Annotated in this window: 13 protein-coding genes; 10 read left to right on the top strand and 3 right to left on the bottom strand. The window is 48.5% G+C overall.

The window, feature by feature from the left end; translation table 11 throughout:
• Position 1 precedes the first annotated feature (1 nt).
• A complete protein-coding gene (locus tag A4V09_RS21350) occupies positions 2–922 on the bottom strand; it encodes a nucleotidyltransferase family protein (protein ID WP_065544099.1) in 921 nt (306 codons plus the stop codon).
• Between the two features lie 412 nt (positions 923–1334).
• On the opposite strand from A4V09_RS21350, the gene A4V09_RS21360 reads away from it, so the two are divergent.
• Entirely contained in the window at positions 1335–1865 is a 531-nt protein-coding gene (locus A4V09_RS21360) for a spore maturation protein (protein ID WP_065544101.1), read from the top strand.
• Positions 1866–1872: 7 nt separating this feature from the next.
• Here A4V09_RS21360 and A4V09_RS21365 read toward each other — a convergent pair whose 3' ends face one another.
• The gene (locus A4V09_RS21365; protein WP_065544102.1) at positions 1873–4050 is read right to left on the bottom strand and encodes an ATP-binding protein; all 2178 of its coding nucleotides are present in this window, start codon (positions 4048–4050) and stop codon (positions 1873–1875) included.
• A 325-nt stretch (positions 4051–4375) separates the two neighbouring features.
• Between A4V09_RS21365 and hisZ the strand changes: the two genes are divergently transcribed.
• The 9 genes from hisZ to hisE all read left to right on the top strand — a co-directional run bounded on the left by hisZ (position 4376) and on the right by hisE (position 10941).
• Positions 4376–5581: an ATP phosphoribosyltransferase regulatory subunit gene (gene hisZ, locus A4V09_RS21370; RefSeq protein ID WP_065544909.1), complete on the top strand. Its 1206-nt coding sequence runs from the start codon at positions 4376–4378 to the stop codon at positions 5579–5581.
• A gap of 190 nt (positions 5582–5771) precedes the next feature.
• Positions 5772–6422 carry an ATP phosphoribosyltransferase gene (gene hisG, locus A4V09_RS21375; RefSeq protein ID WP_065544103.1) on the top strand — a complete coding sequence of 217 codons (651 nt, stop codon included), beginning with the start codon at positions 5772–5774 and terminating at the stop codon, positions 6420–6422.
• Positions 6423–6425: 3 nt separating this feature from the next.
• Entirely contained in the window at positions 6426–7478 is a 1053-nt protein-coding gene (hisC, locus tag A4V09_RS21380; protein WP_065544104.1) for a histidinol-phosphate transaminase, read from the top strand.
• Positions 7479–7615: 137 nt separating this feature from the next.
• Positions 7616–8197 (top strand): imidazoleglycerol-phosphate dehydratase HisB, encoded by a 582-nt coding sequence (gene hisB / locus A4V09_RS21385; RefSeq protein ID WP_198168561.1) that lies wholly within the window; start codon positions 7616–7618, stop codon positions 8195–8197.
• Positions 8194–8799, top strand: a complete 606-nt coding sequence (gene hisH, locus A4V09_RS21390; RefSeq protein ID WP_065544106.1) for an imidazole glycerol phosphate synthase subunit HisH — start codon at positions 8194–8196, stop codon at positions 8797–8799. The genes hisB and hisH overlap by 4 nt, the downstream gene beginning before the upstream one ends.
• Positions 8796–9521 (top strand): 1-(5-phosphoribosyl)-5-[(5-phosphoribosylamino)methylideneamino]imidazole-4-carboxamide isomerase, encoded by a 726-nt coding sequence (hisA, locus tag A4V09_RS21395; protein WP_065544107.1) that lies wholly within the window; start codon positions 8796–8798, stop codon positions 9519–9521. The genes hisH and hisA overlap by 4 nt, the downstream gene beginning before the upstream one ends.
• Entirely contained in the window at positions 9515–10273 is a 759-nt protein-coding gene (gene hisF / locus A4V09_RS21400) for an imidazole glycerol phosphate synthase subunit HisF (protein ID WP_065544108.1), read from the top strand. Before hisA ends, hisF begins: the two co-directional genes overlap by 7 nt.
• A gap of 3 nt (positions 10274–10276) precedes the next feature.
• Complete coding sequence (gene hisI / locus A4V09_RS21405) at positions 10277–10618, top strand: phosphoribosyl-AMP cyclohydrolase (RefSeq protein ID WP_065544109.1); 342 nt, start codon at positions 10277–10279, stop codon at positions 10616–10618.
• Positions 10615–10941 (top strand): phosphoribosyl-ATP diphosphatase, encoded by a 327-nt coding sequence (hisE, locus tag A4V09_RS21410; RefSeq protein WP_089280646.1) that lies wholly within the window; start codon positions 10615–10617, stop codon positions 10939–10941. The genes hisI and hisE overlap by 4 nt, the downstream gene beginning before the upstream one ends.
• 249 nt (positions 10942–11190) lie before the next feature.
• Here hisE and A4V09_RS21420 read toward each other — a convergent pair whose 3' ends face one another.
• Positions 11191–12054: a helix-turn-helix transcriptional regulator gene (locus A4V09_RS21420; RefSeq protein ID WP_065544110.1), complete on the bottom strand. Its 864-nt coding sequence runs from the start codon at positions 12052–12054 to the stop codon at positions 11191–11193.
• Positions 12055–12234 lie beyond the last annotated feature (180 nt).

Genomic DNA, 12234 nt, shown 5'->3' on the forward strand with positions numbered 1-12234 from the left:
TTCATTCTCCTTTTTCATTCCAGAGGTTTTCCGGGTATACGCTCTCCCCGATCATCTGCTCAATGAAAGTTACAATCTTTTCTTTATCCTCATGGTAGGTTACGCCGTACCATTTGGCAGGGGTATCCATAACCTTTACATCGCATTTCCGGGAATCCATAAGCTCTTGTACCACGGAGGGCAGAAAAAATTCTTTTTTGGCAAGGCCGTCTGTACTGTCTGCGAAAAACGCCTGCATCTGCTGTTCAATCTCCCGGAATAGATCAGGGGTGAATCCCCAGCAGTTCATGGACACAATGCTGTTTTCGTCAATGTCCGTCCAGTCCCGGCCTTCCTCGTAAAACTGGGTCTGTCCGTGGTTTCTCTGTATTTTCGTCCGTTCTGTAACGGAGGTCAGATATCCGTGGTCAGCCGTGCAGACACCTCTTGCCACATGTCCGTTTTCCGTCAGTGTATTTTTCAGGAGATAGCCGGCCATGCAGAAATGGTACCGGGAGGTATCATCAGGCATATGCAGGAAAAAATCGTGAAGCAGTGTAAATGCTTCCCTGCCATAAAAATCATCTGCGTTGATGACGGCAAAAGGACCGTCCAACAGATCCCGGCAGCTCCACACAGCATGTGCAGTACCCCATGGTTTGGTGCGCCCCTCCGGGACCTGCACACCTTCCGGAACCTGGTTGATCTCCTGAAATGCGTAGGCCACAGGGATGACTTTTTCCAGACGTTTTCCCACGGTTTCCCGGAATATATCCAGATTTTCTTTTTTGATAATGAATACTACTTTTTCAAATCCTGCCTTGACAGCATCGTAAACAGAATAATCCAGAATAAATTCCCCGTGTCTTCCCACCGGGTCGATCTGTTTCAGCCCGCCATATCTGCTTCCCATACCAGCGGCCATAATTACCAATGTCATCATGTCTGCCCTCTCCCTTTTCTTATATATATTTGGCATTTCCTCAGTTACTTGTGTACGCTGCTTGTTAATCCCTATTATATCCAAAACGAATCCGGTTTCTATGGAATTTTGCATCAAAATTAGTAATATCGGATAAAAAGAGTATTTATGCTAAATTATGAGAGACAACAGAGGATTGCGAAAAAAGAATATATGGTTCATAATAAAAAGGAACCGTACGCTCCAAAGAGAGGATAAAGGCGTGGGGATCGGCGCTCCGGCTGCATCGGCGGGAAGCCTGCTCCTGATAATATGGTTTTTGCTCTCAGGAAAATGGAAGACCAATGTTGTAAGAGGCAGCTGAGGCAATCCGGGTACTTTTTCCGGCAGTCCGGGCGTAAACTAATAGAAAGACAGGACAGCCGGTGAGTGTATGAGAGTATTGCTCTTTTTGTCGGAAGTGATCATTCCGCTTATTCTGTTTTACATAGTGGGTTTCGGTATTCTGATGAAGTGCGATGTGTATGAAGATTTTGTGAAAGGTGCAAAGGATGGTCTGAAGACAGTGGTACAGATTCTGCCCACCCTCATAGGACTTATGGTGGCAGTGGGGGTTCTGCGGGCATCCGGTTTCCTGGATATGCTGGGCGGACAGCTTGGGAGACTGACCAGCGCGGTGGGATTTCCGGCGCAGCTGGTCCCACTGACCATAGTAAAAATGTTTTCCTCCAGTGCGGCTACAGGGCTTGTGCTGGATATTTTCAAGGAATTCGGGACGGATTCCAGGATTGGACTGATCGCCTCGGTGATGATGTCCTGTACAGAGACTATTTTTTACACGGTTTCTGTCTATTTTATTGCCGCAAAGGTAAAAAATACCCGCTATACCATACCTGGAGCCCTGCTGGCAACACTTGCAGGGATCGCGGCCAGTGTATGGCTGGCGGGAATGATGGCAGTTTAAAGAGGGATTATGACAAATACTTTTCAAGGATATTATAAAGCTCTCGCAGGTCAATGGGCTTTGCCATATGCCCGTTCATTCCGGCATCAAGAGCACGCTGTTTGTCCTCCGTGAAGGCATCCGCTGTCATGGCGATGATGGGCAGCTGCCCAAGATCCGGCCTGTCAATACTGCGTATTTTCCGGGAGGCCTCATATCCTCCCATAACCGGCATTCTGATATCCATCAGGACCAGGCTGTAATATCCGGGGGAGGAGGCGGAAACTTTCTCCAGGGCTTCCTGCCCGTTTACTGCAGTGTCGATCCGGACATTTGTGACGGAAATAAGCTCTTTGGCAATTTCCAGATTCAGTTCATTGTCCTCCACCAGAAGGAGACGGCGGTTAGAATAATCGGTATTGGTTCCCATATCCCCTGCTTTGGAGGCGTCTGGAAGGGGCTGCTGGGGATGTGGTGCGCCTTTTTTGAAGGGCAGCTCAATATAAAAGACAGTTCCCTCCCCCTCTGTACTTTCAACACGGATACTCCCCTGCATCATTTCCGTAATGTTTTTTGTGATCGCCATGCCGAGGCCCGTTCCCTCCGCGTGGGCGGCACGGGGAGAATCAGAACGTTCAAAGGGCCGGAAAAGCCGCTGCAGAAATTCCGGTGACATGCCTATGCCTGTGTCCCGGAAAGTAAAACGAAACCGGGCCGTATCTTCTGAACCGGAAGGGATCTCCTGCACTTTCACGCAGATTTTGCCGCCCGGGTCTGTGAATTTTATGGAGTTTCCCACAATATTCAGAAATAGCTGTTTGAAACGGAGGGGGTCTCCTATCAGGTCTTCATGCTCCAGTTCTTCCATATCTACCGTAAAATCAAAATGACCGCTGATGATCTGCGGCTGTATGATACCCTCCAATGTATGAAACAGATCTCTCAGGTTAAAGTTCTCGCTGTTCAGCGTCAGCTTACCGCTTTCGATCCTGGACATATCCAGCACATCATTGATCAGGGAGAGCAGGTGTGCGGAGGCTGTGGAGATCTTATTCAGGCAGTCCTTTACTTTTTCTTTCCTGTCTATATGTGAAAGGGCGATTCCTGTCATTCCTATGATGGCATTCATAGGCGTACGGATATCGTGGGACATGTTGGAGAGGAAAATGGATTTTGCCCGGTTGGCCTGTCTGGCTTCCTCCAGAGCATCCGCCAGCTGCTTTTTGCTAATCTGTTCTTTGACCAGGATCTCCCGGTTCTTCTTATCAATAATATGCTGTCTTCCCATAAAATAAATAGTACAGAAACACAGCAGCAGGACAACAGTGACCAGCAGGGCCGCGATCATAAAGTTACGGAAAGAGCGGGTGGTGGTCTCCAGCACATTTGCAGGTACGGTGACCAGCAGGTACCAGGAGCTTCTGCCCACAGGCATGTATACCAGATAGTTGCGTTTGCCCATCCGGGAAAATATCAGGGAGCCGGACGCGGAGGCGGCCATATCTTTTCTAAGCCGGTCATCCGGTTTCCGGCCGTTCAGGTCAGAATGTTCCAGGCTGTCCAGGTAATTGTCTGTGATCATCATGGAGTAGTCATAGTGGGGCTTCAGCAGGATATTGCCTTCTTTATCAATGATCGTGGCATACCCCTCTTCTGTGTACATGTTCAGGGCCAGAAGGTATTCCAGCTCATCAAAGGCAGGTGTCACGAAAATGCCCCCTATCTCAGAAGCATCCCCAATACTCTCCTCTAACGAGACGTAACACAGCAGTTCATCTCCAACGCCCAAATTGACAATGCCCATGCTGTCATTATCAATGTATCCGGCCTTTTTCTCTTGAAAGCTCAGGTCCTCCAGCGTCCCGGTCTCCCCTTCAATGGTAACATATCCGCCGTTTTTATCCATGATTCCGGCTGTGCGGTACTGCCAGATATCCTGCCTGTCCCTGAAAAAGTCCAAAATCTCCTCCCGGCTGTGGTATGCATTGCTGCGGGAAGCTTCCAGACAGCTTTTCAAAACAGAGAAATATTTACTGTTCATCTCATCAAAATGGGCACCCAGCTGGGTGCCGAACGCGGACAGGTTACTCAGATTATCCTTCTGAACGCCCAGGCGTATCTGCGTAAAAAAATATACGGCTATGGTCATAACCAGGACAGCTGCCAGCGTTGTGCCAAAGATGAAGGATTTTCGCTTCTTGTACATAGAACCCCCAATGATTTTTAAATGCGGTGTGTTACCGCAATATTCTAATGTGTCCAGTATACCATATGGGGGAGGCAGGAAGCAATGTCATAAGTGGCGGGGTGTATTTTTGCAGAAACATGTATGATTTCGTGAAAACCGTGTTGACAACTTCATGGTCGCATGATAATATGTTAGCACGTTAAAGCGAACGGGACACAAAATATACGGGATACCCTCTAAGGTATACTTATAAGATGGAGCATAAATGGCATTTTACAGATTAAAGCGCAGCAAATGTGCAGCATACAGTATGAAAAATAACGCAGAAAGGCAGGGTCAGCAAATGAGATATTATGATAAAGTAACACCGGACGGAACAAAAGATTTGCTGTTTGGAGAGTGCGACCAGCGTTCCCAGGTGACAAAAACCCTGAAGGACCTGTTTGGCGCCCAGGGGTATCGGCGGGTGATGACACCTGCATTGGAATTTTATGATGTGTTTGGAAAGGCGGCAAAATATCTGCCCAAGGAAACCATGTACAAACTCACAGACCATAAAGGAAGGCTTATGGTACTGCGCCCGGATTGTACGGTACCTGCGGCCAGATTGGCGGCTACCCGGTTAAAAGGGATGCCGATGCCGCTCCGTTTATTTTACAACCAGAATATTTACCGCATGTTTCCGGAGCTGAAAGGAAAGAGCACGGAGATCAACCAGGTGGGCATTGAACTGATCGGCGGTGTACCGCTGAGAAGTGACCTGGAGGTGGTGGAGCTGGCATCCAGGAGCCTGGATGTCATAAGCGGAGGCAAATACCGCCTGGAGCTGTGCCATATCGGATATTTCAAGGCGATCATGGACAGTCTGGATGTGGATGAGGATACAAAAGAGGATATCCGTTTCCAGATAGAGCAGAAAAATTATGCTTCCCTCACTGATATGCTGGGTAAATACCAGGACAGCCGGGCTGCCAGGGCGCTTTTGAAGCTGCCCAGACTCTTCGGCGGAGCGGAGGTTTTTGAAAAGGCCTATGAGCTTTTCGATGAGAACGGTGCAAGAGAGAGCCTTGACTACCTGAAGGGTATCTATGAATATCTGCAGACCCTGGGGCTTGGGGATAAAGTGATCATTGACCTGGGCCTTGTGAACCTGGCAGAGTATTATACAGACCTTATTTTCCGTGGATATTTCCGGGGCATAGGGGAACAGGTCTTGTCAGGAGGCCGTTACGATACACTCTTAAACGAGTTTGGGGAGGACCACTGCTCTGTGGGCTTCTGCATCAACGTGGACCTGGCGAGCCAGAAGGTCCAGCCCATGCCGGAAGCCATACCGGAGATTCTGGTGTTTGCGCCGGATATGAAGTATTTATCAAAAGCAGTCCACCATCGCAGGGCACTGGAGGACCAGGGCGTGCTGACGGAGAACTGTGTGTTTGATACCATGGAAGAAGCATTTGATTATGCAAAAATGAGAGGGATACCGAAAGTACACCTGGTGGGAGAAGATATCACAGTTTGTTTGACCCGTACAACTCCCGGTAAATAACCTGATGTTTCGCTGGTCTGATCTTCCGACAGCACAGTGTAAAATACTCAGCGCAGCCCGCTGCGCCTCCGTTTTTACACCTGTACACTCAGAAAATCATCCTCACCGAACCCTCCGGTTATTTATCTTGAGTTATACTGAAAAAACGGATACGGCTGTTGGCCGGAAACTTTCACTGGGAGGCAGAAGAATGAAACCAATTAGAATCGCTCTTACGAAAGGGCGTCTGGAGAGTAAGACAATAGATATGCTGGAGCGCCTTGGTTATGACTGTACCAACGCGAGAAAAAAAGGCAGAAAACTGATCATGCCCATAGGCAGTGGTGAGATTGAGGTAGTGCTTGCAAAGGCTGCCGATGTGGTCACCTATGTGGAAAGCGGTGTCTGTGACATGGGCGTCGTGGGAAAAGATACCATCATGGAAAAGGGCGGTACCTTTTATGAAGTGGCAGATTTGGGATTCGGAAAATGTAAATTTGCCCTTGCGGTGGTAAAGGGAAAAAATCTGTATGAGGGCTACCACAATCTGACCATTGCCAGCAAATATGTGAACGTGGCTAAGAATTACTTTGAGCAGAAGAGTATGGACGTGGATATTGTGAAGATTGAGGGCAGTGTGGAACTGGCGCCTGTCCTGGGCCTTGCGGATGCCATTGTGGATATTGTGGAGACAGGGACAACACTGAAGGAGAACGGGCTGGTTGTGGCGGAGGAAGTGTGTCCGGTGAGTGCCAGACTGATCGTGAATATTGCCAGCATGAAGCTCAGGAAAAAAGAAATCGAGGATTTAATAGACAAGATGGAAAACGATGTGCAGAAGCGCAGGGCAAAGGAGGCGTAGGTCATGGCGTACAGGATCCCGGAGAAGTTAAAGAAGCTGGAGATATATGAACCGGTAACAGAATCCTATGATATCCGCCTGGATGCCAATGAGAGCTTCCAGGACCTTCCGGATGATATCCGCAGGGATGTGTTGAAGGCAGTGGAGCAGGTGGAATTCAACCGCTATCCGGACCCCTTTGCAGTAAAACTCTGTGAAAAGTTCGGTCGCTTTTTTCATGTGAAACCGGAACTGCTCACTGCGGGAAACGGTTCCGATGAATTGATCTCCCTTATTGTACCTAATTTTCTGGAGAGCGGGGACACCATGCTGGTAGCCCTTCCCGATTTTTCCATGTACACCTTCTATGCACAGATGAACCATATCCGTGTGGAGGCGCTGCAGAAAGCCGAAGATATGGTGACAAACGCGGAGGATATTTTAAAGCGGGCTGAGGAAAAGAACGCGAAGCTGCTTATTTTTTCCAACCCCTGCAACCCCACATCCCTGACGCTTTCCAGGGATGATATTATAAAGATCATGGAAGGCACCCATGCTCTGGTCATCGTGGATGAAGCGTATATGGATTTTGCCGAAGGCTCTGTCCTGGATGTGATAGAGAAATACGACAACCTCATTGTGCTGAAAACATGTTCCAAGGCTCTGGGTCTGGCAGCCATCCGTCTGGGATTTGCCGCGGCGGGCAGAGAGCTGACAGATATCCTGCACGCATTAAAGTCTCCGTATAACGTGAACTCCCTGACACAGGCGGTAGGCTGTGCGATCCTGGACCATCCGGATTATATCAAGAACTGTATCCGCTCTATCCGGAGATCCAGAGATGAACTGTATCAGGAGCTTTTGGAACTGAAAAACAGAAAAGCGGATATCCTGAACTTGTTTCCCACTACCACAAACTTCATTTTCATGAAGGTGAAGGATGCGGCTTTGGTGTTTGAAGAGATGAAAAAGAAAAGCATTTCCGTCCGGTACATGAATGGCTATCTGCGGGTGACAGCCGGCAGAAAAATGGAAAACGATGCGGTGATACGGGTGTTGGATGAACTGCTGGACTGACAGTATACGGAATATAGACGGTTCCCATAGGTGAACAGCCGGGCGTGTGGGAGCATTGCCTAAAGATTTTTGCCTGTAACGGTGAAAATACTGAGCAGTTAAATGTAATATAGAAAATGGGAAAGGAGGAAGCTGATTTGAGGATCGGAGAGATAACAAGGACAACAAAGGAGACGAATATCAGGCTGAGATGGAATCTGGACGGCAGCGGCCGCTATACGGGTAGCTGCGGGGTGGGATTTTTTGACCACATGATACAGGCCTTCTGTGTACACGGAGGATTTGATATGGATTTGGATATGAAAGGTGACCTGGAGGTTGACTGCCATCACAGCATTGAAGATTTGGGCATTGTCATGGGGCAGGCGTTTTCAAAGGCTCTGGGTGACAAAGGCAGTATCCGGCGATATGGAAGCTTCTATATTCCCATGGATGAAGCGCTGGGATTCTGTTCCTTAGATATCAGCGGGCGGCCTTATCTGGTATTCGACGCGGAGTTTGCCAATCAGAGCGTGGGAACCCTGGGCTGCTGTATGGTGAAAGAGTTTTTCCGGGCATTTGCATTTAATGGCGGAATTACCCTGCATCTGCGGTGTCCCTATGGGGAAAATGACCACCATAAGACCGAGGCCCTTTTTAAGGCGGCGGCACATGCCCTGAAAGAGGCTCTGGAACCAAATGGAGGAAAAATACTTTCGTCAAAGGGGATGCTGGCATGATAGCGGTCATTGATTACGGGGCGGGTAATCTTTTCAGTGTAAAGAATGCCCTTGATTTTTTAGAAGAGAAGAGTGTGGTCACAGCAGACTGTGAGGAGATCCGCTGTGCAGATGCCATGATACTGCCCGGAGTGGGGGCTTTCCCTGATGCCATGCGTATGCTCAAGGAGCAGGGGCTTGCAAAAGTCATAAAGGAGGAGGCACAGAAAAAGCCTCTTCTGGGGATTTGCCTTGGAATGCAGATGCTTTTTGAAAAGAGTTACGAGTTCGGAGAGACGGAAGGCCTTGGACTGATACCGGGCTGTGTGCAGCGTATTGAGGGCAATGGCCTTAAAATTCCCCATATGGGATGGAATAGTCTGACGGTTTTAAATCCCTGTGCCGTGACAGAAAATCTGCCGAAGGATGCATATGTATATTTTGTCCATTCTTTCCGGGCAGAGACCGGGGAGGAGAATATTTCCTGTTATACAGTATATAACCAGCGGATCCCCGCTCTGGTACACCGGGGATATGTATACGGCGCCCAGTTCCATCCTGAGAAAAGCGGTGCTGTGGGGCTGGAACTTCTGAAAAATTTTGCAAGGCTGGTGAGAGAATGATTATATTACCTGCAATTGATATAAAAGACAAGACGTGTGTGCGGCTGGTGAAAGGCGATTATGCAACCGCCCATCAGGTGGCGGAAAGTCCCTATGATACGGCAGCTTCCTTCCGGGCCGCAGGTGCTTCCTGGATACATATGGTGGACCTGGATGGAGCAAAAGACGGGAGACCTGTAAATGAAGCGATTTTTGAGAGAGTAGCGAAAGAGTCCGGTCTTAAAGTGGAAGTGGGCGGGGGAATCCGCAGCATGGAAACCATAGAGCGGTTTCTGGAAAAAGGCATTTCGAGAGTCATTTTGGGTTCCGTGGCGGTAAAAGATCCGTCTCTTGTAAAAGAGGCTGTCCGGGAATTCGGTGAGAAAATAGCTGTGGGCATAGACGCGAAAAACGGTATGGCAGCCACAGAGGGCTGGCTCCAAAAAAGTGATGTCACCTATTTGGATTTGGCACAGGCCATGGAAGAGGCCGGAGTGAGAACCATTATCTATACAGATATTTCCAGGGACGGCACCCTTACGGGGGTCAATACGGAACAGCTGGGAAGGCTGAATGAAAGGGTATCCTGCAGGATCATTGCAAGCGGAGGAGTAAGCTCCATACAGGATATTACGGACTGTAAAAATCTTGATCTATACGGATGTATCTGCGGGAAAGCCGTTTACACAGGTGCTCTTGATCTGTGTGAGGCGGTAGAGAAAGCAGGTGAGCAGTCATGTTAGCAAAGAGAATTATACCCTGCCTGGACGTAAGAGACGGCAAAGTGGTTAAGGGCGTGAATTTTGTGGGAATCAAAGAGGTGGGAGATCCGGTGGAATGCGCCATTGCGTACGACAGGCAGGGAGCAGATGAAATCTGCTTTCTGGATATCACAGCAACCCATGAGGGAAGAGCGACTATGGCAGATGTGGTGTCCAGGACGGCAAAACATGTATTTGTACCCCTTACAGTAGGGGGAGGCATCCGTACAGTGGAGGATTTCCGGGAAATCCTCCGGGCCGGAGCCGACAAGGTTTCTGTCAATTCGGCGGCAGTGAAAAACCCTGAGCTCATCAGGGAAGCGGCAGCGGTATTCGGGAGCCAGTGTGTGGTGGCTGCCATTGATGCAAAGAGGGATGAGAAGGGCAGATTCAAAGTCGTGGTGAACGGCGGAAGGATAGATACAGGTCTGGATGCCATAGAATGGGCACAGAAGTGCCAGCAGCTTGGGGCTGGTGAGATCCTGCTCACTTCCATGGATACAGACGGATGCCGTGACGGTTTTGATCTGGAACTTACCAATGCGGTCTGTGGCGTGGTATCCATACCGGTCATTGCCAGCGGCGGATGTGGTAAGCTGGAACATTTTTCAGAGGTTTTCAAGGAGAGTAAAGCGGATGCAGCACTGGCAGCTTCATTGTTTCATTTCCGGGAACTGACGGTGGGACAGGTAAAGGAGCATCTGGAAGAAGAACGGATTCCGGTCAGGAGGTAGAGCATGGATTTAGAATGTTATTTTGAAAAGAGCGATTTGATACCTGCCGTTGTACAGGAAGCGGGCACAGGGGAGGTACTGATGCTGGCCTATATGAACCGGGAGAGTCTTCAGAAAACTTTTGAGACCGGATATACCTGGTTTTACAGCCGCTCCAGACAAGAGCTGTGGAACAAAGGTGCCACTTCCGGACATGTTCAGAAGGTGATAGATATAAAAGCAGACTGTGATAATGATACCTTGCTCGTAACAGTAGTTCAGACAGGCGCTGCCTGTCATACAGGGGCACACAGCTGTTTTTTTAGGGATATCTGGAAAAAAGAAAAAGGAGGGCGGCCTTTATGATGGATGTGATCAAGGGATTGTATGATGTGGCTTTGGAACGCAAGGCTGTAAAACAGGAAGGTTCTTATACCTGCTATCTTTTTGAGCAGGGGCTTGATAAAATTTTAAAAAAGTGCGGTGAGGAGTGCAGTGAGGTGATCATTGCTGCAAAAAATGGGGAGAATGGGGATACGGCTAATGAAATCTGTGACCTTCTTTATCATTTGGTGGTTATGATGGTGCAGAGCGGGATTTCTATTGATGAAGTGGAAGGGATTCTGGAGGAGAGACGGCAGAAGATTGGGAATCTTAAGAAGTTTCATGAAAGTGATCATGAGTCCTGAATAGGTTGTGGACAAGAATAAACTGGGCGGCTGGTCCGGGAACTTTGCATGCTAGGTGCAAGGTGTCCGGGGCAGCCGCTTTTTATGGTGGGATAAATGATTGTTTGGGGATATAAAAGGTGAACGGAATAGGCCGGTGGAAAGGCATCTGTCTAGGTGATTCCAAAACTGGAAATTAATTGTTCGGCGCTTGATTTTGTTTCCGGATCAATTCGGATATTGATATTTGCTGTTTTTGCCATGAATATTTTAAGTGGATGCGGCAAGGGAAGATGCAGTGTCCTGGCGGACGTTTTGGCGGTATTGGGTGGGGGAGAGACCCACGGAACGTTTGAAGGCTCTGGAAAAATAATATTCGTCTTTCATGCCCACGTAGGAACAGATTTCACGGATGGTGTAGTCTGTACGCTCCAGTAGAAGCTTGGAGCGCTGGATGCGGACGTTCAGGAGATAGTTTTGGGCTGTGGTTCCTGTGAATTTGTGGAATATTTTGGAGAAATAGCTGCGCTCCAGACCTACGTGATCCACAATGTCCTGGACGGTGATGGGGTAAATATAGTTGCATTTGATGTAGGATTTTGCTTTTCCAATGTGCTCGAAGAGGATGGTCTGGCTTTCTTTCTGGTAATTGCCGGAGAGACTGTAGGACTGGGCAATATTGGAGAAGATGGAGTACATGAGGGACTGGATGGTGAAGTCGTTGCAGAAGCCTACAGAGGACAGGTGCTCCGCCAGGGTCCGGATATTTTCATCTATGGAGTATTGGGGGTGAAGCTTGCGTACAGGGGAGCTGTGGGAGAAGCCCAGTTGGTCTGTGAGGGTGTCAGCGTTTTCACCGGTAAAAGCAAGCCAGCAAAAATGCAGCGGGTCTTCCGGGGAAGTGTGGTAGCTGACAAGCTGGGACGGATATATGATAAAGAGTTCTCCCTGCCGAATGGGATAGGTGTACCCCTCACAGATGTAGCTTCCCTGGCCCTGGGTAATATAGTGTATCAGGTATTCGGAACGGGTGTGGGGCGGCATGCGGAAATCGGGTGCGCATTCTTCATATCCGCAATATCTTAAATTTACATCTCTTTTTGTTTTCGATGCGTAATATTCCTCAATTTTCATAATGAATCCCCCTTTTTTCATCAGTATAATACTAATATGCACAAAAAACAACATGAATCCATCATAAGGACAAGAGAAGATATTCTGTTTTGGAAGGAATCTTTTATAATTAAAACTATAGTAACTGTGAAGGTACGGAGCAGTTACCAGCCAGAAAGAAATGCTGATGGAAACATGGAA

The organism is Blautia pseudococcoides, from assembly GCF_001689125.2.
Lineage (GTDB): Bacteria > Bacillota > Clostridia > Lachnospirales > Lachnospiraceae > Blautia > Blautia pseudococcoides.

Bases quoted from the DNA above. Each gene is read 5' to 3' on its own strand.
- hisG (WP_065544103.1), top strand. From the start codon at position 5,772: ATGAAACCAATTAGAATCGCTCTTACGAAAGGGCGTCTGGAGAGTAAG.
- hisF (WP_065544108.1), top strand. From the start codon at position 9,515: ATGTTAGCAAAGAGAATTATACCCTGCCTGGACGTAAGAGACGGCAAA.
- A4V09_RS21420 (WP_065544110.1), bottom strand. From the start codon at position 12,054: ATGAAAATTGAGGAATATTACGCATCGAAAACAAAAAGAGATGTAAAT.
- A4V09_RS21360 (WP_065544101.1), top strand. From the start codon at position 1,335: ATGAGAGTATTGCTCTTTTTGTCGGAAGTGATCATTCCGCTTATTCTG.
- A4V09_RS21350 (WP_065544099.1), bottom strand. From the start codon at position 922: ATGATGACATTGGTAATTATGGCCGCTGGTATGGGAAGCAGATATGGC.
- hisE (WP_089280646.1), top strand. From the start codon at position 10,615: ATGATGGATGTGATCAAGGGATTGTATGATGTGGCTTTGGAACGCAAG.
- hisZ (WP_065544909.1), top strand. From the start codon at position 4,376: ATGAGATATTATGATAAAGTAACACCGGACGGAACAAAAGATTTGCTG.
- hisI (WP_065544109.1), top strand. From the start codon at position 10,277: ATGGATTTAGAATGTTATTTTGAAAAGAGCGATTTGATACCTGCCGTT.
- hisC (WP_065544104.1), top strand. From the start codon at position 6,426: ATGGCGTACAGGATCCCGGAGAAGTTAAAGAAGCTGGAGATATATGAA.
- hisH (WP_065544106.1), top strand. From the start codon at position 8,194: ATGATAGCGGTCATTGATTACGGGGCGGGTAATCTTTTCAGTGTAAAG.
- A4V09_RS21365 (WP_065544102.1), bottom strand. From the start codon at position 4,050: ATGTACAAGAAGCGAAAATCCTTCATCTTTGGCACAACGCTGGCAGCT.
- hisA (WP_065544107.1), top strand. From the start codon at position 8,796: ATGATTATATTACCTGCAATTGATATAAAAGACAAGACGTGTGTGCGG.